Source organism: Actinophytocola sp., assembly GCF_035634895.1.
Lineage (GTDB): Bacteria > Actinomycetota > Actinomycetes > Mycobacteriales > Pseudonocardiaceae > Actinophytocola.
Window position 1 is genome coordinate 62,080 of sequence record NZ_DASQCC010000282.1, and the last position, 19,778, is coordinate 81,857.

The 19,778-nt window shown below is 71.3% G+C and carries 19 protein-coding genes; 8 read left to right on the top strand and 11 right to left on the bottom strand.

All coding sequences use genetic code 11. The annotated features are described in order from the left end of the window. Positions 1 to 35: 35 nt before the first annotated feature. Positions 36 to 1,316 carry a glycosyltransferase gene (locus tag VET29_RS43795; RefSeq protein WP_324933481.1) on the top strand — a complete coding sequence of 427 codons (1,281 nt, stop codon included), beginning with the start codon at positions 36 to 38 and terminating at the stop codon, positions 1,314 to 1,316. A gap of 141 nt (positions 1,317 to 1,457) precedes the next feature. After that, on the top strand, positions 1,458 to 4,571 hold the full coding sequence (locus VET29_RS43800; RefSeq protein WP_324933485.1) for an AfsR/SARP family transcriptional regulator: 3,114 nt from the start codon (positions 1,458 to 1,460) through the stop codon (positions 4,569 to 4,571). An 89-nt stretch (positions 4,572 to 4,660) separates the two neighbouring features. On the opposite strand, the gene VET29_RS43805 is transcribed toward VET29_RS43800, so the two are convergent. Next, a complete protein-coding gene (locus VET29_RS43805; protein WP_324933488.1) occupies positions 4,661 to 4,798 on the bottom strand; it encodes a hypothetical protein in 138 nt (45 codons plus the stop codon). Between the two features lie 172 nt (positions 4,799 to 4,970). Here VET29_RS43805 and VET29_RS43810 point away from each other — a divergent pair, with 172 nt between their 5' ends. The 3 genes from VET29_RS43810 to VET29_RS43820 are packed head-to-tail and all read left to right on the top strand — an operon-like array spanning position 4,971 to position 7,447. Next, complete coding sequence (locus VET29_RS43810) at positions 4,971 to 5,876, top strand: hypothetical protein (protein WP_324933491.1); 906 nt, start codon at positions 4,971 to 4,973, stop codon at positions 5,874 to 5,876. Positions 5,877 to 5,914: 38 nt separating this feature from the next. Further along, complete coding sequence (locus tag VET29_RS43815) at positions 5,915 to 6,634, top strand: hypothetical protein (protein WP_324933494.1); 720 nt, start codon at positions 5,915 to 5,917, stop codon at positions 6,632 to 6,634. Positions 6,635 to 6,643: 9 nt separating this feature from the next. After that, positions 6,644 to 7,447 carry an AfsR/SARP family transcriptional regulator gene (locus VET29_RS43820; protein WP_324933497.1) on the top strand — a complete coding sequence of 268 codons (804 nt, stop codon included), beginning with the start codon at positions 6,644 to 6,646 and terminating at the stop codon, positions 7,445 to 7,447. A gap of 54 nt (positions 7,448 to 7,501) precedes the next feature. Here the strand turns inward: VET29_RS43820 and VET29_RS43825 are convergent, their stop codons facing one another. From VET29_RS43825 to VET29_RS43840, 4 genes are read right to left on the bottom strand one after another with little or no spacing between them, the layout of a single operon-like run. Continuing rightward, on the bottom strand, positions 7,502 to 8,047 hold the full coding sequence (locus VET29_RS43825; RefSeq protein WP_324933500.1) for a carboxymuconolactone decarboxylase family protein: 546 nt from the start codon (positions 8,045 to 8,047) through the stop codon (positions 7,502 to 7,504). Further along, positions 8,035 to 8,559: a DUF6187 family protein gene (locus tag VET29_RS43830; RefSeq protein ID WP_324933502.1), complete on the bottom strand. Its 525-nt coding sequence runs from the start codon at positions 8,557 to 8,559 to the stop codon at positions 8,035 to 8,037. The genes VET29_RS43825 and VET29_RS43830 overlap by 13 nt, the downstream gene beginning before the upstream one ends. After that, on the bottom strand, positions 8,543 to 9,856 hold the full coding sequence (locus VET29_RS43835; RefSeq protein WP_324933505.1) for an FAD/NAD(P)-binding oxidoreductase: 1,314 nt from the start codon (positions 9,854 to 9,856) through the stop codon (positions 8,543 to 8,545). The genes VET29_RS43830 and VET29_RS43835 overlap by 17 nt, the downstream gene beginning before the upstream one ends. Next, a complete protein-coding gene (locus VET29_RS43840; RefSeq protein WP_324933508.1) occupies positions 9,853 to 10,338 on the bottom strand; it encodes a DUF6423 family protein in 486 nt (161 codons plus the stop codon). The genes VET29_RS43835 and VET29_RS43840 overlap by 4 nt, the downstream gene beginning before the upstream one ends. A gap of 325 nt (positions 10,339 to 10,663) precedes the next feature. Between VET29_RS43840 and VET29_RS43845 the strand changes: the two genes are divergently transcribed. Beyond that, entirely contained in the window at positions 10,664 to 12,244 is a 1,581-nt protein-coding gene (locus VET29_RS43845; protein ID WP_324933511.1) for a PLP-dependent transferase, read from the top strand. A gap of 44 nt (positions 12,245 to 12,288) precedes the next feature. Here VET29_RS43845 and VET29_RS43850 read toward each other — a convergent pair whose 3' ends face one another. Together VET29_RS43850 and VET29_RS43855 are read right to left on the bottom strand one after the other, a co-directional pair. After that, complete coding sequence (locus VET29_RS43850; protein WP_324933514.1) at positions 12,289 to 12,594, bottom strand: DUF6235 family protein; 306 nt, start codon at positions 12,592 to 12,594, stop codon at positions 12,289 to 12,291. A gap of 18 nt (positions 12,595 to 12,612) precedes the next feature. Continuing rightward, positions 12,613 to 13,776 carry a carotenoid oxygenase family protein gene (locus tag VET29_RS43855; protein ID WP_324933517.1) on the bottom strand — a complete coding sequence of 388 codons (1,164 nt, stop codon included), beginning with the start codon at positions 13,774 to 13,776 and terminating at the stop codon, positions 12,613 to 12,615. A gap of 80 nt (positions 13,777 to 13,856) precedes the next feature. On the opposite strand from VET29_RS43855, the gene VET29_RS43860 reads away from it, so the two are divergent. Further along, a complete protein-coding gene (locus VET29_RS43860) occupies positions 13,857 to 14,552 on the top strand; it encodes a TetR/AcrR family transcriptional regulator (protein WP_324933520.1) in 696 nt (231 codons plus the stop codon). A gap of 16 nt (positions 14,553 to 14,568) precedes the next feature. Here VET29_RS43860 and VET29_RS43865 read toward each other — a convergent pair whose 3' ends face one another. From VET29_RS43865 to VET29_RS43875, 3 genes are all read right to left on the bottom strand, one after another. Beyond that, entirely contained in the window at positions 14,569 to 16,110 is a 1,542-nt protein-coding gene (locus VET29_RS43865; protein ID WP_324933619.1) for an acyl-CoA carboxylase subunit beta, read from the bottom strand. 65 nt (positions 16,111 to 16,175) lie between these two features. Then, a complete protein-coding gene (locus VET29_RS43870) occupies positions 16,176 to 16,925 on the bottom strand; it encodes a glucose 1-dehydrogenase (RefSeq protein WP_324933523.1) in 750 nt (249 codons plus the stop codon). 12 nt (positions 16,926 to 16,937) lie between these two features. After that, positions 16,938 to 17,483, bottom strand: coding sequence for a pyridoxamine 5'-phosphate oxidase family protein (locus VET29_RS43875; RefSeq protein ID WP_324933525.1), 546 nt, complete (start codon positions 17,481 to 17,483; stop codon positions 16,938 to 16,940). A gap of 144 nt (positions 17,484 to 17,627) precedes the next feature. On the opposite strand from VET29_RS43875, the gene VET29_RS43880 reads away from it, so the two are divergent. Further along, positions 17,628 to 18,530: an alpha/beta fold hydrolase gene (locus VET29_RS43880; protein ID WP_324933528.1), complete on the top strand. Its 903-nt coding sequence runs from the start codon at positions 17,628 to 17,630 to the stop codon at positions 18,528 to 18,530. 60 nt (positions 18,531 to 18,590) lie between these two features. Here the strand turns inward: VET29_RS43880 and VET29_RS43885 are convergent, their stop codons facing one another. Then, complete coding sequence (locus VET29_RS43885; RefSeq protein ID WP_324933531.1) at positions 18,591 to 19,769, bottom strand: acyl-CoA dehydrogenase family protein; 1,179 nt, start codon at positions 19,767 to 19,769, stop codon at positions 18,591 to 18,593. Positions 19,770 to 19,778 lie beyond the last annotated feature (9 nt).

Sequence of the window (19,778 nt, forward strand, 5' to 3'; positions counted from 1 at the left end):
GTAGAAAGGAACGAAAGGACGGACGGAGGGCTTCCGTGGCGACGCCGACCTGGGAGCACCGGCCGGGCACCGCGCCCCGGCTGGTCCACGTGACCGCGACGGCACGCGACGGCGAGGTGGCCGGCCTGCTGCGTGGCCTGGTGCCCGCGCAGGCCGCGGCCGGCGTGTCGGCCGGCTGGGCGGTGCTCGGCACCGACGCCGTCTTCCTTGCCTTCACGCGGTATCTGCACCATCTGCTGCACGGGCGGGCCGACGCGCTGACCACCGAGCGGCTCGCGGCGGCGATGCCGCACTACCGCTCGGTGCTCGAGCCGCAGGCGGCGTGGCTCGCCGCGCGGCTCGCGCCCGGCGACACCGTGGCGTTGCACGGGCCGCAGACCCTCGGTATGGCGCCGGTTCTCGCCGACGCCGGGCTGCGCACGGTGTGGCACTGCCACTCCGGCACCACCGACGAGGAGGCCTCCGGTCCGGCCGCCGTGTGGGACGCGTTCCGCACCGAGCTGTCCACTGTGGACGCCGCGGTGAGCACGCTGCCGGAGTTCGCGCCGCGGGCGCTGCCGGCCGCGCGGCGGCACGTCCTGGCGCCCGCGGTCGACCCGGACGCCCCGAGGAACCAGGTGCTCTCCGGCGCCGAGGTGACCGAACTGCTCGCCGGCCTCGGCCTCACCGCGAAACGCGCCGGAAAGGTGTTGCAGGACCGGCCGCTGCCGGCCGACGCGCCGATGGTGTTACAACTGTCCCGCTGGGCGCCGCTCAAGGACATGGCCGGTGTGCTGCGTTCCGTTCCGGAGCTGTCGGCCGGGACCCACGTCGTGCTCGCCGGGCACGACCCCGCCGAACCGCCCGGCGATCCCGAGGGCCAGGCCGTGCTCGACGAGGTCGTCGAGCTGTGGTCCGGATTGTCCCCCGCGGACCGATCCAGGGTGCACCTGGTCTCACTGTCCACACAGGACCAACGGGCGGCGAACGCGTTGCAGCGGCGAGCGGACGTCGTGCTGCAGAAGAGCCTCGCGGAGGGCTTCGGCCTGACCGTCACCGAGGCGATGCTCAAGCGTCGCGCGGTCGTCGCCGCCGACGTGGGCGGGCTGCGCCAGCAGATCTCCCCGGGGCACAACGGGATGCTGGTGAACCCCCGCGACCCCGGCGAGGTGGCGGACGCGGTCCGTGGCCTGCTCGACGACCCGTTGGGACGCCGCAGGCTCGGCGCCCACGCCGCCGCGTCCGTCCATCGGCGCTACCTGATGTCGCGGCTGGTGGCCGAGTACCGACTGGTGGCCGCACCCGACCCCCTCAATCGAGCAAGCGACGCGGCGTAACGGTAGGACGGCCCTCTAGCCCGATAGCACCAACTTGCCCCGATACCTCGCATTCATTTGAGACGTTCGACTGATCGGCCTAGTCTGCGTAATAGGTGGTCGGCGCGTCATCACAACCTGTCACAGCTTCGGAAGACGACCGTGCCGAGCGAGGAAAACGGGGAAAATGTGCTGGCACTGCGATTACTCGGGCCTTTGGAGTTATCCATCGACCGGGACGAACGCGAGATAGGCGGAGCCCGCCAGCGCGTGGTGCTGGCGACGCTCGCACTCAACGCGAACCGGGTGACGCCGATCGACCAGCTCATCGACGCGGTCTGGGACAACGAGCCGCCGACCACCGCGCGGGCACAGATCCAGATCTGCATCTCCGGGTTACGCCGCGTGCTCGCCGGCCCTGGCGACACCGCCCGGATCCGCACCCGCTCCCCCGGGTACCTGCTGGAGATCGCCGAGGGCGACCTCGACACCGCCCAGTTCGCCGGGCTGGTCGCCTCCGCACGCGCACACGTCGACGCCGACCGCATGTCCGAGGCCCTCGCCGCACTGCGCAGCGCGCTGTCCCTGTGGCGGGGCCCGGCCCTGGCCGGTCTGGACTCCGAGGTCCTGCGCCGCAGCGCCACGCAGCTCGAGGACGACCGGCAGGCGGCGATCATGGAACGGGTCCGGCTGGACCTGGCGCTCGGCCGGCACGAGGAGATCGTCGGCGAGCTGTTCGCGCTGGTGAAGGAGTACCCGCTGCGCGAGCGGTTCCACGAGTTCCTGATGCTGGCGCTGTACCGGTCCGGGCGCCAGGCCGAGGCGCTCGAGGTGTGCCGGCGCGCCCGCGCCGTCCTGCTGGAGGAGCTCGGCATCGAGCCGGGTCAGGGCATGCGGCGGCTCGAGACCGCGATCCTCAACCGGGACCCGGCCCTGGAGATCGAGTCCACCGGCCGGAACACGGGCGCGCGCGCCGCCGCGACCCTGTCCGAGGCACAGCCCGCGGTGCCCCGCCGTCTCCCGGCGAGCATCGCGGACTTCACCGGCCGGCAGGACCAGCTGGCCGAGATCAGGCAGGCGCTCGCCGACACCGACGACGGCGAGGCTCGGTACGGCACCCGCATCGTCGCGATCTCCGGCAAGGGCGGCGTCGGCAAGTCGACCCTCGCGTTGCGGGTCGCGCACGAGCTGCGCGACGTGTACGTCGACGGGCACCTCTACGGCGACCTGGAGTCACCGCTGGGCCAGGACCGGGCGCGCGGCGTGCTCGTCCGGTTCCTGCGTGCGCTGGGCGTCGACGGCAACGCGATCCCCGACGACGAGGAGGAACGCGCCGACCTCTACCGCAGCACGATGGCCAACAAGCGGGTGCTCGTGGTGCTCGACGGGGCCAACTCCGAGGACGAGATCGTCCCGCTGCTCCCGGCGGGCACCAGCTGCGCGGTGATCGTGACCAGCCGGGTCCCCCTGTCCGGGTTACCCGGCGCCAACCTCGTCGACATCGACGTGTTCGACGTCGACCGCTCGCTCGAGATGCTCCGCAAGATCATCGGCGGTGAACGGGCGGCGGCCGAGGAGGACTCGGCGGTGGAGCTGGTCACGCTCTGCGGCGGGCTGCCCCTGGCCATCCGGATCGCGGGTGCCCGGCTGGCGTCCCGGCCGCACTGGCGCATCGACGTGCTGGTCGCCCGGCTGCGCAACAGCGTGCGCCGGCTCGACGAGCTGACCTACCGCGGCCTGGTGCTGCGTTCGAACATCGACCTGAGCTACCGCACGCTGTCGCCGACCGCGCGCCGCCTGTTCCGCCTGTTCGCGCTGACCACCACCCACGACTTCCCCGCGTGGACCGCCGCCCCACTGCTCGACATCGACCCGTTCGACGCCTTCGAGGTGGTGGAACGACTGGTCGAGGCCCAGCTGCTGGACACGGTCCAGTATCCGGGCGAGAACCTGCGCTACCGCTTCCACGACCTGATCCGGGTGTTCGCGACCGAACGGCTGCATGAGGAGGAGCCCGACGACGAGCGCGTCCTGGCCGTCGAGCGATTACTCGGCGCCTGGCTCGCCCGCGCCGAGCACGCGCACCGCAAGGAGTACGGCGGCGACCACACCATCGTGCACAGCGCCGCCCCCCGGTGGCACGGCGCGGCCGAGCTGGAGGACATCGACGACATGGGCGACCATGTCGAGTGGCTGGAGTCCGAGCGCCGCTCGCTCGTGACCGCCGTGCACCTGGCCGCGGACCACGGGATGACCGACCTGTGCTGGGACATCGCCCTCACCTCGGTGACGCTGTTCGAGATCAAAGGACACTTCGACGACTGGCGGGAGACCGCACAGCGGGCGCTCGCCGCCACCGAGGAGTCGGGCGACCGGCGCGGCCACGCCGCCATGCTGTACGCGCTCGGCGCGATGCACCTCGTGCACACCCGGCTCGCCGACGCCGAGCGGTGCTACTCGGCCGCGCTCGCGACGTTCGAGGGCGAGGGCGACGAGCACGGCTGCGCGCTCGTGCTGCGCAGCGCCGCGATGGTGGACCGGCTGCGCAGCCGGGACCGGGACATGCTGGCGAAGTTCGAGGCCGCGCTGGAGAAGATGCGTGCGGTCGGCGACCCGGTGGGTGAGGCCCACGTCCTGCAGAACCTGGCCAAGGTGTCGATCGACAAGGGCGACCTCGACCAGGCGCACGACATGCTGGAGACCGCGCTCGACCGCTTCCGCGGCGTCGGGTACCTGCGCGGCGAGGCGCAGGCGCTGAGCCGGTTCGCCGAGGTGCACCTGCTGAACAACCAGGTCGAGCACGCGCACCAGGCGCTGAACCAGGTGCTGCTGATCGTCCGGGACCTCGGCGACCGCATCGGGGAGGCGCACGCGCTGTACCTGCTCGGCGTGGTCCGCCAGCGCACCGGCCGGCTGGACAACGCCGAGACGACCCTGCAGCACGCGCTGTCGCTGGCCCAGCAGGTCGGCGAGCACGTGGTGGCGGGCATGGTGCACTACGCGCTCGGTGAGATCGCGCTCGCCCGTGGCCAGGGCGCCGCGGGCGCCGACCACGTCGACGCCGCGTACACGCTGTTCACCGAGCTCGGCTCGACGGTCTGGCAGGCGAAGACCCTGGTCCTCCGATCGGACCTCCACCAGGGGCGGGGTGAGGACGGGCGTGCCTCCGATGAGCTCGAGCGGGCCATCGACCTGCTCGCCACGGTGGACTCGGCCGAGGCGGCGCGACTGCGTGGGGAACTGGCGCGAAATCGCGGGGACGCCATTATCAGCTGACACAAGAATGCGACGAAAGCGCAATCCCTCCGACTTCGACTGCGCTGTCGCCGCTTCTTCTTTTGTTCCGTTCGTGGTGCCGACCAGGCTCAGCACGGGGTCGATGAGCCCCAGGGGCAGTCCGCACTCGCGACACCTGTGCTGGTCACGAAGGCCGACGAGAACATCGCGGTCAGGCCGAGCAGCAGGGCGGCGATGGACAGGGTGACGCGGCGAATGGCAGACATGAGCAAGCCCTCCAGAGGCTGTTGTTTTTGGTTCTTTCTGCGGGAACCCCGCTCGAGAACCACTCAACAGCCGCTCGCCTTTGACCAGCATTCAATGGCTTTAAGAACCGCTATCGCCCGGCGATAGCGCGGGGATAAGGCCGAAGTAGCGCGCCGGACGAGATTTACGCACATGTCAGGCGAACAGGGACCAGAGACCGCGCTGCTGCTGCGTGCCCACGAGGTGGAGAGCGCGCTGGAGGTCATCGACCCGGTCGCGGTGCTCGCCGAGCAGCTGATCGGACGAGCCGTCGGCCGGCCGCACCCGCGCGGGCGCCTGCGCCCCTGGTGCGACAGCGGCGAGTTCGTGGTGCTCGACCACCCCGACGCGACGCCGCCGTGCGTGTTGCCCGCGCACAGCCTGCACATGGCGCAGGCCGCGGCCCTCACCGCGGTGGCCGCGCGGGAGCTGCTGCCGGCCGGCGGCGTCACGGTCGCCGTGCTCGGCTCCGCCGACACCACCCAGCCCCAGCTGCCGGTGATCGCCAGGCACGTGCCGGACATCAGCCATGTCGCGCTGTGCCTGGCAGGCGGTCCGGCGGCGATCGACCCGAGACTCGCCGACCTGCTGGAGCTGTCGGGCATCCGGCTCTCGGTGGTGGACACGCTCGCCGACGCGGTGTTCGGCGCCAACCTGGTCGTCGCCACCAACCACAGCGCGCCCCGCCAGAACCTGGACAACCTGCGGATCGGGCAGCTCGCCCGCGGCGCGGTGCTGGTCGGCGCGACCGGCAAGGACCCGCCCGCCGAGCTGGTCGACCGGGTGGACCAGGTGTTCGTCGACGACCTCGGGCTGCTCGCCGCTCACCTCGACCGTCACGTGGTGGCCGCGCACCTGGCCGGCCACCCCGGCGGCCCGGACCGGCGGATCACCGCGGACCTGCCCCAGCTGCTCACCGGCCGGCACGCCGGCCGCCTGCGCATCGACGACGTCGTGCTGGTCGAGCTGCTGGGCGTGGACGAGCCCAACGTCGAGCTGGCCTACCGGATCTACGAGGGCGCCAAGCGCACCGGCCTCGGTGAACGGATCACCGACTGAGACATCGACAAGCCATCACACACGAACCGGAGCAACACATGGCGAGGCGGAACGGACGATCCGACGACAGCGACCAGCCGACGTGCCGCAGCCGGCGGCACGAGCCCGGCGAGACCTGCCCGGTGTTGCCCGGGCTCCACGTGTGCGCGGCGTGCCGGGACGTCGCCGAGGAGACGCTGGTCGAGCTGCCCGCGCTGTTCGACCTGGGTGCCTACGCGGCGCCGCCGCCGGACTGGGTGAACGAGACCTGGCCCTACGGCGCCATCCTGTGCGAGCCCGCGATCTCGGTGCGCGCGGAGGTCCTGGCCGTCCTCGCCTCCTGGTGCGGGCGCGTCATGGGCGAGCGCCGCGTCGGTGGGCCGGCGGAGTCGGACATCCGCAGGTTCGTCGGCTTCCTCGGCATCCACCTGCACTGGCTCTGCCGGCACCCGGCGGCGCCGGACCTGGTGGACGACCTCGCCTACCTGTCCGCCTCGGTCAGCGCGGCGATGCGGCCGGACACCGGGTTCCGGGCGGCCGTCGGCAGCTGTCCGCACCCGGCGTGTGAGCGCCCCGTGCACGCGGAGGCGTACCTGGAGGGCGCCGAGCCGTACGAGGTCGCGTGCGAGGCGGGGCACGTGTGGGCGCCGGAACGCTGGCACGCCATGGGCGGCGGCGACCGTGCCGGCGGCAACGGTGTGCGGGGGCACACGAATGGGAACGGCCATTCGATCAGCCGGCTGAAGGACAGCCGACCACATCAGCAGAGCGCGGACTGAGGAGGCGTCGTGCGAATCGAGATCAACGTGCTCGGGCCCCTCGACGTCTCGATCGGCGGTGTCTCGATCGTGCCGACCGCGAGCAAGCCGAGCAGGCTGCTCGCCATGCTCGCGCTCAACGCGGGCCACGTCGTCACCACGGCGGCGCTGACCGCGGAGATCTGGGACCGCAGGCCGCCGCCGAGCGGGGTGCCGACCCTGCGTACCTACGTGCTGAAGCTGCGGCGGATGCTCGACCGCGCGCTGGCGGGTGAGCACGGCACGACGTCGAAGGACATCCTGATCACCCGCCGCTCCGGCTACCTGCTGGACGTGGCGCCGAGCGCCGTCGACGCCATCCGGTACGACCAGCTGTCGGTCGCCGGCCATGACGCGGTCAACAACGGCGACCACGAGACCGCGTCGCGGACGCTCGGCGAGGCCCTGCGGCTGTGGCGCGGCCCGGTGCTCGCCGACGTGGCTCCCGGCCCACAGCTCGGGATCGAGGCCATGCGGCTGGAGGAGACCCGGCTCGGCGACCTGTACCTGCGGATCGCGGCGGACCTGCGGCTCGGCCGGCACCACCAGCTGCTCGGGGAGCTGGCCACCCTGTGCGCGCGGCACCCGCTGCTGGAGAACTTCTGCGCACAGCACATGATCGCGCTGTACCGGTGCGGCCGGCAGAGCGAATCGCTGAACGCGTTCCGGCGATTACGCGCCACCATGGTGGATCAGCTCGGCGTCGAACCGTCGATCAAGGTGCGCCGGCTGCATCACGGCATCCTCACCGGCCACGCGAGCACCGACGAGGACGACCTCGTGTTCAACGGTTGACCGGAAGTGCCATGCACGGTGGCGCGCCGACGGCCGTCACCGTCGGCGGGTCGGTCACTCGTCGAGGAGCTGGTTCAGGCCGGCGTAGCCCACCTTCGACAGCCGCTCGCCGGACTCCGCGAAGTAGTCCGGCCCTGCCTTGATGCCATGCCCCTCGACCATCCGGTTCATGAAGTTGAACAGGGCGCACACCATCACCGCGTAGTGCAGGGCGCGTTCGTCCCAGCCCGCGGCGAGCACCTCCTCGGCGTCGGCACGGGTGACCGAGGCCGGGCCGCGGGTGAGCTTGGCCGCGTACCGCAGCACCGGCCGCATCTTGTCGCCGACCGGGGCGGCGTCGAGGTCGTCCAGTGCGGCCGGGACCGCACCCTGGATGATCCCGCACACCTCGGCGGTCACGGTGTGCACGCCGTGGCAGTAGTCGCACGCGTTGACGCCGGACACGTACGCGGCGATCAGCTCACGCTCGGCGGCGGAGAACGGGGAGGGGCCGCGCATCAGGATCTCGTGGAAGTCGAGCAGCGGCCTGGAGGTCTCCGGGTAGAGCCGGAAGACGTCCATCAGCTTCGCGTCGTCGGGCAGTGAGCTCAGGTAGGACACTGTTCCTCCACGGTTCTGGTGATCTCCTCGCGCCGAAGCCAGCATGCGACCAGGTACACCCGCTCGGCATCGTTTCCCGTGCGCAGCGCCGGCGCCAGGTCGCGGGCCGCGGCGAACGCCGTCGTGGCGGCGGCCCACTGCTGGCGCAGCGCGGCCGACCGCTCGCCGGGTCCGGCCAGGACCTCCGCGAAACCGGTTCTCGCGGCGCGCCAACGGTCCGCGCCCGCGGCCAGCGCGGCGGCGAAGGTGTGGTCGTCCCTGGCGTCGTGACGGAGCTGGTCGACGTACATGGTCGCCGAGGCGGGGTCGGTGGCCGGTCCCCCGCTCGCCACGCCCAGCCCGGCGAGCAGCCGCTCCGGGCCGAAACCCATGAGCAGCACACCGATCTCGGTGTCCGGGTCGTCGTCGACGGCGGGCAGGGAGAAGACGGTGTCGTAGGGCTCAGTGGACTTAGAGGGCTCAGAGGGCTCAGAGGGCTCAGAGGGCTCAGAGGGCTTAGAGGGCTCGGACACGCTGCGCCACGCCCTCCCGCACCTGGGCGGCGATCGCGCCGGCGATCCGCGCGGTGGCCACCCGGTGCCCGTCGATGTTGCGGGCCGCCGGGCCGAGCACCATGCACGCGGCCGCACCGGCGGCGTACACCCGTGGCGCGTGCCGGTAGGCGAGCGTCCGCTCGTCGAGGTCCGGCCAGCCGTCGCGGGCACCGACGGACGCCTCGGGCAGCAGCCCGGTGCCGATCGACGGTGTGGTGCCGAGTGCGAGCAGGACCTGGTCGCCCGTCACCCGGCGACCGTCGGCCAGCTCGACGTGCCCGTCGCCGACGGCACGGATCCCGTTGCCGCGGTGCACGGTCAGCCGGCCGTTCGCTTCGGCGGCGGTCAGCAGCGGCTGGAACTCGAACATCACCGACGCCCGCCGCTCCCGGCTCATCAGCGCGAGCCGCTCCGCCCACGGCACCTGCCGTGCCTGGCCGCCGAAGCGGGCCCGGCCCTCGGCGCGGAAGAACGAGGCGTTGACGTCCGAGCACTGGTAGCGCTCAGTGTCCTTGCGCAGCACCCAGTCCACGCGCGCGCCGCGGTCGAGCGCGTTGTGGATCAGGTGTGCCGCGGTCAACCCGGCGCCGACGACCGCGACGTGCCCGGCATCCGGGTGCACCGGCTCGTCCCAGTACCCGACCGCGTTCGGCCGATCGCCGGACCACCAGCTCGCCGGCGCGTCCCGCCGTTCCTCGCCGAGGCACAGCACGACGTGCCGCGCCTCAATCGTGAAGTCCCCGCCCCGCACCAGGACCCGGTCGGCGCCCGGCTCGACCGAACCGACCTCGCCGAGCCAGAGTCGTTGTGGAACCTGGTGAATCACCGAGGTGTGCCGGCAGTAGGCGTCGAACACGTCCACCGGCACGACCGAGCGGTGCCCGGCCTGCGACATCCGGATCTCCCGGCGCTCCACCGAGGTCAGCAGTGACCAGTGCATCCGCGCGAAGTCACGCAGCTCGCAGTCGCGATAGCCCTCCACGCCGGGATGGTGTTCGTACGGCGAGCGCAACACCCGCTGGTTCAACCGGTCCACCCGGCCGAGGAACCGGGCGACCGGCGCACCGTCGCGGTCGATGATGACGACATCGCGCACCCCCACGTGCCACAACGCGGCCGCGACCGCGAGTCCTGCCGGGCCGGCGCCGACGATGACGACGTCGGCGCCGGTGGGAGGTGGCGGCGACCCGTCCGGGACCTGGGGCGCGGAGAACGCGGGCCAGTCCCGGTGCCGTGGCGAGTCGAGCAGTCGGGGGTGGGGAAGGAACCTGGTCACCCGATGACGGTGACCGGCACGATCACCTCGATCGTCGGGCGCTGCGGCATTCCGTTGGTCACCATCTGCTGCAGCAGTTCCTCGGACTTCTCGGCGCTGTCGGAGGAAACCGGGCTGTAGCGCGCATGCGCGTACGCGGGCCGGCGGCCCTCGGTCTCGATCGAGTAGACCTTGAGCACGGCCTCGCCGGGGCGCACCTCGCCGTCGAAGAACGTGATCCTGCGCTGGTCGGGAGTCAGGAAGGTCTTGCTGAACTGGCGGGACAGCACCATCGCCTCGTCGCCGTCGACGATCGTGGTGTTCTCGTCGGTCGTGACCTGCATTGCCACCCAGGTCTGGTCTGTCAGGTTCGTCTCGGACTTGATGATCTGCCAACGGCCTGGTTCGGGCAGGTTGATCGAAACAGATACGTCGTAGTCGACCGCGTCAATAGCACCGGAGATCATCAGTACCCGGCGCCGAACGTCGGCGACGCCCGCCATCTGGATGTCCCTGGCCCGCACTCGACCAGATACATCCAGCCCGGGCACTTCTAATGAAGCCATGCCCTCATTCCCTCCCAGAAGGTTTCAGCAGAACGCCAAAATGACCAAGTCGACCCAGCCTCGCACATTTTCCGGAGCCGCTCAACACCCAACCACGCAGCGTGTTCGGCGCCGATGAACACACTCTGTACACAACAACCGATCATCATCAGGACCGCATCCTGGGAGAGCGGATCGTATAGCGGAATGTATTACCGTACATTCGCGACACCTTGTCCGCAGATGAGGTGAGAGCCAGTCGGGGCAGCCAGAAGGAGAGCGGATGGCTGGGCATTCTGTCAATTCCGCGCTGACGCGCGGGCGTAGCCGACCGCATCGCTGGCTGACCAGCGTGCCGACGCCGGCCGCCGAATTCGAGGACACCGTGGCGGGCACGACCTCCGCGCAGGCGCGGGATCTGCTCGTCCAGTTCGACACCTGCGCGGGGCGGTTACGCGAGGCTCGGCGCGCGGTGGAGGAGCACGCGAAGTACTGCGTGCGCAACCGGTTGCCGCTGGACCAGCAGTTGATCAGCAGGCTGCTGGACGCCGTGCGACACGGTGAGGTGCGGCTCATGCAGGAACGCCGCGTGCTCGCCGGGTACGGCGAGGCCGACCCGCCGGAACGGTTGTCGGCCGGTGAGACCGTACTGCGGTTCGGCTGGGCGACCCACTCCTACGTGCGTGGCGCGCTGGAATGGTGCGCGCCGTCGACCGGGCAGTCCCGCGCGGTCCAGTTCTTCGACGTGGCGACGCAGTACTCACCGGAGATCAACTACGCCCGGTTCGAGTCCAACGCCGTCGAGGACCTCGAACGGCACATCGCCGACGTGCTCGCCACGCCACGCACCCACCTGGTCAGCGCGACCTCGTCCGGCGTCGCCGCGTACACGCTGATCGAGGCGGTGCTGCTGCGCCACCGGCTGCGCCCCGGCGACACCGTGCTGATCGCGCCGACCGTCCACTTCGAGGCGGTCGAGCAGCTGACCGCGCTGCGGTACTTCCGCGTCATGCGGGCCACCGGCCACCGGGTCGAGGACCTGCTCGCCGCGGTGCGGCGGCACCGGCCGCGGTGCGTCTTCGTCGACCCGCTGGCCAACAACGCCCGGCAGCGGATGATCGACGTGCCCGAGCTGGTCCGGCGGCTGCCGGAGGTCATCGCCGAGCAGACCACCGTCGTCATCGACGGCACCATGCTGTCCTGCGGCCCGCCACCGGCGCCCGCCGACAGCGGGGTCGAGGTGATCTACTACGAGAGCGGGTCGAAGCACCTGCAACTCGGCCTCGACCGGACGATGGCGGGGTTCGTCGTGCACCCGACCGGCGCGCACGAGCAGTTCGTCCAGCAGCGCCGCAGGACCGGGTCGATCCTCGACCCGCGCTCGGCGGACGAGTTCCCGCGCTACCCCAGTGACACCCACCGTGCCAGGATGGCGCGGATCGGCGCGAACGCCCTGCGCACGGCCACGTTGCTGCACAACGATCCTCGGGTCCGCGAGGTCGGGCGCGTGTGCCATCCGGGGCTGCCGAACCATCCGGACCAGGCGATCGCGGAGGCCCTGCCGTACCAGGAGGGATGCCTGACCTTCCTGTTCCACCAACCGGAGCGCAACGGCCGGGAGGAGCTGGCCGCGCTGTTCGAGCGGATCCTGGCCAACGCGCGGCGGTTGGGCGTGCAGCTGGCGACGGGAGCGAGCTTCGGCTTCTCGGTGCCGCGGCTGCGTGCGGCGGAGGACACCAGGGCCGGCGGCGAGTCGCCGTTCCTGCGGCTGTCCGCCGGGGACCGCTCGGACCAGGTCGACCTGCTCGCCGACGCCGTCGCGGAGGCCATCTGCGACCCGATCGCCCGCGAGCTGGCCGGCTGACCGGCACCCCGTCCGCCGCGAAGGCGGCGCGGGAGCCGGTCCGGTCAGGCCGCGTTCTGCCGCAGGGCGCCGCGGGCCGGGCCGATGTAGTCGATGCCGAAGACGCCGTCGTCGATGCGGATGCCGATGACGAGGTCGTCGTGCACGTACACGCTGAACTCCTGCGGGTCCAGGTAGGAGTCGATCGTCCGGTACCGGCGGAAGACCGAGCCGTCCTGGACCGCGAACAGCACCCGGTACACCGCGTTGCGGGTGGCCTGGGAGGCCGATCGCGACCAGATGTCCAACACGTCCAGCCCTCGCTGCAACCGGAACCGCGTGTCCCAGCTCTCCGAGGTGTGCTCGTACATTGTCAACTCACCGCTTTCCTAGCGACGCGTTCCGGCTATCCACGTGGCCCGGGTCGACACCGGCACACCGGCCGGCAGCGGAACCTCGGCCACCGGCGCGGCGGCCACGTCCGCCGCGTCCAGCACCAGCGCCGTGGCGCCGCGGTGGGCGACGTCCTCCACGAACGCCAGGAGCCAGTCGCCTTCCTCGCTGTGCACGGGCACGGGCTGTCCGGCTCGCCGGCCGGGGCCGAGCTCGTGCACGGCGGTGTGACCGGTCTTCAGGTCGTGCCTGGTGATCGTGCTGCCGGCGGCGCCGTACACGAACCGGTGCGCGCGACCCACGGCCGAGGGGTCGGTCACCGCGACGCGGGCCTCGGCGGTCAGCGTGTGCGCCCACGCGGCGCCGGTCGGCAGGTCCAGGGTCCACCGCACCACCGGGGCCGGCCCGGGCTCGGGCAGCGCCCGGCCGGCGTTGCCGGCGTTTCCGTCGTGCCACAGCAGGTCGACGACCACCTGGTCGCCGTCGTCATAGGCGTTGACGGCGCGGAAGGTGTAGCCGGGGTCGATGTCGAACCACCGCGGCGCCGGCTCGTCGCCGGTGCGGGACAGCAGGCCGATCCGTGCGGGCCGGTCCTGGTCCCACGCGTACGGCGAGCGCTCGCCGATCAGGGCGGCGGCCCGGTGGTAGGTGACCGGCGGGTCCACCAGCACGACGTAGCGCCTGGTGAGCGCGACGGTGTGCATCAGGGGCGCGTGGTCGAGCGCGAAGCGCCTGCGGGACCGGTAGAGGCCACCGTCGCCGACGACGAGGTGGTCGGCGTACGGGCGGTCGGCGAACGTCACGACCGTGTGCCAGTACGGGCCCTCCGGGTCGCGCACCGGCCACGCCGCGGCCGCGTGCTCCGTGCCGACCGCCGCCGGCAGGGCGGCGAGGCGAACCTCGTCGCCGAGCGTGGCGACCGGGCCGACGAACGGGCACGGGCGGCGCGTGCCGCCGGCCAGGTACCAGCTGACGCGCCCGTCACGGAACCGGATGCCGGAGACGGCGAGCGGCGCGGTCTCCGGGTGCCGGCGGGAGCAGAGCCCAGGGTGCGGGTACGCCTGGAGGAGCGTGCCGGCCAGCTCCTGCGGCACCTCGCCGCGGGCCGGCCACAGCTCCTGGGTCTCGGTCGACCGAAGTCGCTCGGCTGTCGTGCGCATCGCGGACACCACCTCGGCGCGTCTCGTAGCATAACGATGTTGTACTACTAACGATAGCGGCGTTATGCAACACTGTCAAGGTGAGCCCGCGACAGATCGACCCGAGAATTCGCCCGGCCCTCATCGAGATCGGCGCCCGCCTGCTGGCGGACGAGGGTCCCGAGGCGCTGTCCACCAGACGCCTCGCCGCCGAGGCCGGCACGTCGACCATGGCCGTCTACACGTACTTCGGTGGGATGAGCGGCCTGGTCCGCGAGATGGTGCACGAGGGGTTCGCCCGGCTGCACCAGCACCTGGCGCAGGTCGCCGAGACCGACGACCCGGTCGCCGACATGGCGCTGCTCGGCCGCGCGTACCGGCAGAACGCGCTGGCCAACCCGCACCTGTACGCGGCGATGTTCGGCGGCTCGTCACTCGCCGGCTTCGAGCTGACCGAGGAGGACCGCCAGCACGGCAGGTACAACCTGAGCGGCGTCGTGGACTGCGCCCGCCGCTGCATCGAGGCCGGCAGGTTCCGGCCGTCGGACGAGCTGCTCGTGGCGCACCAGATGTGGATCACGGTGCACGGCCTGGTGGACCTGGAGCTGGGGAGCTACCTGATCGACCCGTGCGACGGCGACACCTGCCTCGAGGCACAGCTCGTCGGCCTCATGATCGGCGCGGGCGACGAGCCGGGTTCGGCGGTCCGGTCGGTGGAGCTGTCGGCGCGACGGTTCGACGAGGAGATCAGGGAGACGTCGACGGAGGCCCGCAACGGCAAGGCCCACGCGACCTGACCGGCCGGCGGCGGGCTCAGAGCGGGACGTTGCCGTGTTTGCGTTGCTCGGCGCGCTTGCGCTTGGTCCGCAGCATCCGCAGCCCCCTGGCGACGGCGATCCGGGTGTCCGCCGGCTCGATCACGTCGTCGACCAGACCGCGTTCCGCGGCGTAGTGGGGATGCATCAGCTGTTCGGTGTACTCCCCCACCAGCTCCGCGCGCAGCTCGTCCGGGCTCGACGACGCGGCCAGCTCCTTGCGGAACAACACGTTCACCGCGCCCTCGGCCCCCATCACCGCGATCTCGTTGGTGGGCCAGGCGAGCGAGAGGTCCGTCCCCACCGACCGCGAGTCCATCACGATGTAGGCACCGCCGTAGGCCTTGCGCACGATCACCTGGATCCGCGGCACCGTGGCCTCGCAGTACGCGTACAGCAGCTTCGCGCCGTGCCGGATGACGCCGGCGTACTCCTGGCTCGTGCCCGGCAGGAAACCCGGCACGTCCACCAGCGTCACCAGCGGGATGCTGAAGGAGTCGCAGAACCGCACGAACCGCGCCGCCTTCTGGGACGCCTCGATGTCCAGCACACCCGCCAGCACCATCGGCTGGTTGCCCACCAGGCCGACCACCTCGCCGTCGATCCGGCCCAGCGCGCAGATGACGTTGCCGGCCCAGCCCTCGTGCACCTCGAGGAAGTCCCCGTCGTCCACCAGCTCGGCGATCACCGAGCGCATGTCGTAGGGCTGGTTCGGCGACTCCGGCACGACCGTGGCCAGCGCGGGCCGCTCGTCCTCGGTGGCGCCGCACTCCGGCGCGGCCGGCGCGGGCTCCAGGTTGTTGGACGGCAGCAGCGACACGAGGTACCGGACGTCCGCCAGGCAGCTCTCCTCGTCGTCGTGCACGAAGCTCGCCACGCCCGACCGCCTGCCGTGCACGTCCGCGCCGCCGAGCTCGTCGTGGGTGACCCGCTCCCCCGTCACCGTCGCCACGACGTCGGGGCCGGTCAGGTACATCTGGGAGACGCCGCGCACCATGAACGTGAAGTCCGCCAGGGCGGGCGAGTACGCCGCTCCCCCGGCACACGGCCCGAGCACCACCGCGATCTGCGGGATCACCCCGGAGGCCGCGACATGCCTGGCGAAGATGCCGCCGTAGCCGTGGAGTGCGGTGACCCCCTCCTGGATGCGGGCGCCGCCGCTGTCGTTGAGCCCGATGAGCGGCGCGCCGGCGGCCAGCGCGAGGTCCATCACCTTGTGGATCTTCGCGGCGTGCGCGGCGCCGAGGGAGCCGCCGAAGATGGTGAAGTCCTGGGCGTAGACGAACACGCGCCGGCCCTCGATCGTGCCGGAGCCGGTCACCACGCCGTCGGTGTGCGGGGCGTGCTCGCTCATCTTCATGCCGCGCGCCTGGTGGCGCCGGTAGATCTCGACCTCGGTGAACGACTCGTCGTCCAGCAGGAGCGCCAGGCGCTCCCGCGCGGTCCGCTTGCCGAGCGCGTGCTGCCGGGCGACCGCGTCGGGGTTCCCCGCGGTGATCCGCTCGCGCAGTCCCGGGCTGGGCTCGCGCACCAACCGCATCGACGGTTGCTCGGGCTGCGGCTCTGGCAGCGGTGACTCGGCGGTGCTCATCGGTGACCAATCCTCTAGATGGCGGTCTCACCACCGTCGGCGACCAGGTTGTGGCCGGTGATGAAGCCGCTGTCGTCGCTGGCCAGGAACAGCACGGCCGCCGCGACCTCCTCGGCGCGGCCGAGCCGGCCGAGTGGGATGCGGCTCGCCTGCTCCCGCTGGATCTCGGCCGCGGTGTCGCGGTCGCCGACCGCGATCTCGACCATCGGGGTGTCGATCGAGCCGGGGCTCACCGAGTTCACCCTGATCCCGCGCGGCACCAGCTCCGCGGCCCAGCTCCTGGTGAACGAGCGCAGCGCGGCCTTGGTGGCCGCGTACGCGACCAGGACCGGGTTGCCCAGTGCCGCGGCGGTCGAGCCGATCACCACGATCGCGCCGCCGTCGCGGAGCAGGGAAAGACCTTTTTGGACAGTGAAGAACGTGCCGCGCACGTTGGTGTCGAAGGTCCGGTCGAAGTGCTCCGGCGTGGCCGCCGCGGACGTGGAGAGCCCGACGAAGGCCGCGTTGGGCACGATGACGTCGACCGCCCCCTTCTCCTCGCGGACCGTCGCCCACAACCGGTCGAGGTCGTCGAGGTCCGCGACGTCGGCCCGGACCGTGGTCACGGCACGGCCGATCTCCGCGGCCGCCTTGTCCAGCTCGACCTCGCGCCGGCCGGCGACGAACACGTGCGCGCCCTCGTCGACGAGTGCTTTCGCCGTCGCCAGGCCGATTCCGCTGCTGCCGCCGGTGACGACGGCGACCTTCCCGTCGAGTTTGCCCATCGGAACGTCCCGTCAGCTCTCGGAGTGCGCGGCCTTCTCGTGCTCCGCCGGGGGCGGGAAGCGCGTGATGAAGTCGCACACGGTGAGATGCGTCGGTTCGATGGTGACCACGGCCATCTCGTCCGTGGCGGCACGCTTGACGCGCTCCCACTCCTTCAGCTCCGCCTCGTTGCCGACCAGCCGGCGGGACGCCTCGACGTGTTCCTGGGGCACCCCCGGCCGGACCTCGATGGTCGCCGTGCCGCGGCCCAGCATGATCAGCGGCGTGTAGCTGGCGACCGTCGGGCCGAGCCGCGCGGCGACCTTCGCCCGGATGCCGTCGTCGGCGACGTTGACCGTGAACGACACCTGGGGGTGCGCCTCGATCGCCTTCACCTTGTACGCGAAGGGCGGCGTGGCGAAGACGAACGCCTTGCCGTTCCAGATGTAGGAGACGGGCACCGTGCGCGGGTGGCCGTCGAGGCCGACGTAGCCGAGCTGCAGTGGCAGCGGTGCCGCCAGCAGCGCCTGCACCACCGGATCCGTGTTCACCAGGTCTTGGATGTCCAGGTAGTCCATTGATTCAGAATCGCAGGCGGGTGGGGGCGGCGCTTCTCCGATAGTGCGGGTGGCGCGCATTTCGGAACATGTATGGAAAACCGGCCCGTGGCAGGGTAACGCACAATACCACTCATCTCATCCCATCGAGGAGGAGAATTCGCGATGACAGAACCGTTGGAAGGCACCGCGGTGTTCAACTCGTCGTTCCGGCACGGGACGGTCCCCGTCGACGGCGGGTACCTGCACTACGTCATGGGCGGCGCGGGCCCGGCACTGGTGATGCTGCACGGCTGGCCCGAGACCTGGTGGGAGTTCCGCAAGATCATGCCGGCGCTGGCCAGGAACCACACGGTGATCGCCTTCGACCTGCCCGGCCTCGGCGACTCGTCGATCCCGGCGGACGGGTACGACACGAAGACCACGGCCGCGCGGATGCACCAGGCGGTGAACCGGCTCGGCTTCGACCAGGTCCAGCTGCTGACCCACGACCAGGGCGCGGTGGTCGGCTACGTCTGGGCCAGGGACTACCCCCAGGAGGTGGCGCGGCTGGCCGTGATCGACGCGCTGCTGAACGGGTTCGGCCTGGAAGGGTTGTACGACAAGGACTTCCACTTCCTGCTCAACATGGCGCCGTACCCGGTCCCCGAGCAGATCATCGACGACAACAACGTCGCGGTGTACCTGGGGAACGTGTTCCGGTTCGCACACCGTCCGGAAGAGATCGACATCCAGCACTACGTGAACGCGTACATGGATCCCGCGCGCCGCAGTGCCGGGTACAACATCTACCGTGCGTGGGCGGAGAACGCCGAGGACATCGTGGCGAACGCGGAGTCGAAGCGGCTGACCCAACCGGTGCTGGCCATCGGCGGGGAGTTCATGCTGGGGCCGGCTGTCGCCGAGTCGTTCAGGAACGTCGCCGAGGACGTGCGTGGGGTCGTCGCGCCGGCCGTCGGCCACTGGCCGCACGAGGAGGACCCCCAGTTCGTCATCGACTGCACCCGGTTCTTCTTCGGCCCGACCGGCCTCGCCGCGCCGTCGTCACCCACCCTGCGCGCCGCCTGACGGTCAGCGAAACGACCGCCCACTCCCTCGACGGGGGTGGGCGGTCGTACTACGCGCCACTCACAGGAACTGCGTGTTCGGCTCCAGGCCGCACAGGACCCGGCCGTACAGCTCCAGGTTCGTGTCCGGGTGGGCGAACGCGTGCAGGCTGGAGGTCTGGCTGTCCCGCGCGATGCGCTGGATCGGCACCGTGTTCAGCACCGACGACGCGCCGCTCGCGTTGTTCAGGATGTCGACGGCCTCCTTGGCCCGCTGCACCCCCACGCCGAGGTCGAGGCGGGCGGACACCCGGTCCTGGAGCGACCACGGCTCGCCGGTCTTGGCGTCGACCCGGTCCGCCACCCGGTGCACGTGGAAGCCCGACTCGTCGATCCGTGCCTCGGCGTCCGCGAACTGGACGTGCGTGATCGGGGCGTGGGACTGGTGCTCGTAGTCGGTGTAGGTGATCGCGCGGGTGGGCAGGCGCTCCAGGAACGCCGCCCGCGCGGCCCTGGACAGGCCGTAGGCCGTCGCGCTGGTGACCGCGCAGGCCCAGGGCAGGAACGGGACGTTCCACAGCCTCGATTTCGCGTTGGTCACCGAGTTGTGCTTGCCGGCCTGCATGACCGGGACCATCGGCAGGATCCGCTCGTCGGGCACGAACACGTCGTTCGCGACGGTCGTCACGCTGCCGGTGCCGCGCAGTCCGGACGCGTACCAGTCGTCGATGACCTCCAGGTCCTCCGTCGGCACCAGGACCAGGATCGGCTCCGGGTCCTGGCCCTCGACGACGCGGACCGCGGCGTGCGCGTCCCACGCGCTCTGCCTGGCACCGGTGTTGAAGCTCCACTTGCCGTTCAACACGATGCCGCCCTCGGTCGGCACGCCGACCGCGTGGGGGGCGAACGTGCCGCAGATCCGGACGTCGCCCCGCGCGATGACCTCGTCCTGGACCTCGTCCGGGAACAGTCCGGTCAGCCAGGTGCTGATGTTCCAGACCGTGGCGACCCAGCTGGCCGCGCCGTCGCCGATCGCGATCTCGGACAGCACGTCGACCAGCGTCCGCGTGTCGCACTCGTAGCCGCCGTACCGGGCCGGCAGGGTCAGCCTCAGCAGCCCCGCCTCGGTGAGCGCGTCGATGGTGTCGTCGTGCAGGACGCGGTTCTCCTCCTGCCAGATCGCGTTCTTCGCCAGCAGCGGCGCCAGTTCCGTCGCGCGGCCGACTAGCTCGTCGCGTGAGGGTGCGGCCCTGTTGCTCATCAGGCGCTC

Excerpts from the sequence above, each read along its gene's own strand:
- VET29_RS43865 (WP_324933619.1), bottom strand. The coding sequence starts at position 16,110 with ATGCGGTTGGTGCGCGAGCCCAGCCCGGGACTGCGCGAGCGGATCACC.
- VET29_RS43805 (WP_324933488.1), bottom strand. The coding sequence starts at position 4,798 with ATGTCTGCCATTCGCCGCGTCACCCTGTCCATCGCCGCCCTGCTGCTC.
- VET29_RS43885 (WP_324933531.1), bottom strand. The coding sequence starts at position 19,769 with ATGAGCAACAGGGCCGCACCCTCACGCGACGAGCTAGTCGGCCGCGCG.
- VET29_RS43840 (WP_324933508.1), bottom strand. The coding sequence starts at position 10,338 with ATGGCGGGCGTCGCCGACGTTCGGCGCCGGGTACTGATGATCTCCGGT.
- VET29_RS43815 (WP_324933494.1), top strand. The coding sequence starts at position 5,915 with ATGGCGAGGCGGAACGGACGATCCGACGACAGCGACCAGCCGACGTGC.
- VET29_RS43875 (WP_324933525.1), bottom strand. The coding sequence starts at position 17,483 with ATGGACTACCTGGACATCCAAGACCTGGTGAACACGGATCCGGTGGTG.
- VET29_RS43810 (WP_324933491.1), top strand. The coding sequence starts at position 4,971 with ATGTCAGGCGAACAGGGACCAGAGACCGCGCTGCTGCTGCGTGCCCAC.
- VET29_RS43855 (WP_324933517.1), bottom strand. The coding sequence starts at position 13,776 with ATGCGCACGACAGCCGAGCGACTTCGGTCGACCGAGACCCAGGAGCTG.
- VET29_RS43845 (WP_324933511.1), top strand. The coding sequence starts at position 10,664 with ATGGCTGGGCATTCTGTCAATTCCGCGCTGACGCGCGGGCGTAGCCGA.
- VET29_RS43870 (WP_324933523.1), bottom strand. The coding sequence starts at position 16,925 with ATGGGCAAACTCGACGGGAAGGTCGCCGTCGTCACCGGCGGCAGCAGC.
- VET29_RS43850 (WP_324933514.1), bottom strand. The coding sequence starts at position 12,594 with ATGTACGAGCACACCTCGGAGAGCTGGGACACGCGGTTCCGGTTGCAG.
- VET29_RS43880 (WP_324933528.1), top strand. The coding sequence starts at position 17,628 with ATGACAGAACCGTTGGAAGGCACCGCGGTGTTCAACTCGTCGTTCCGG.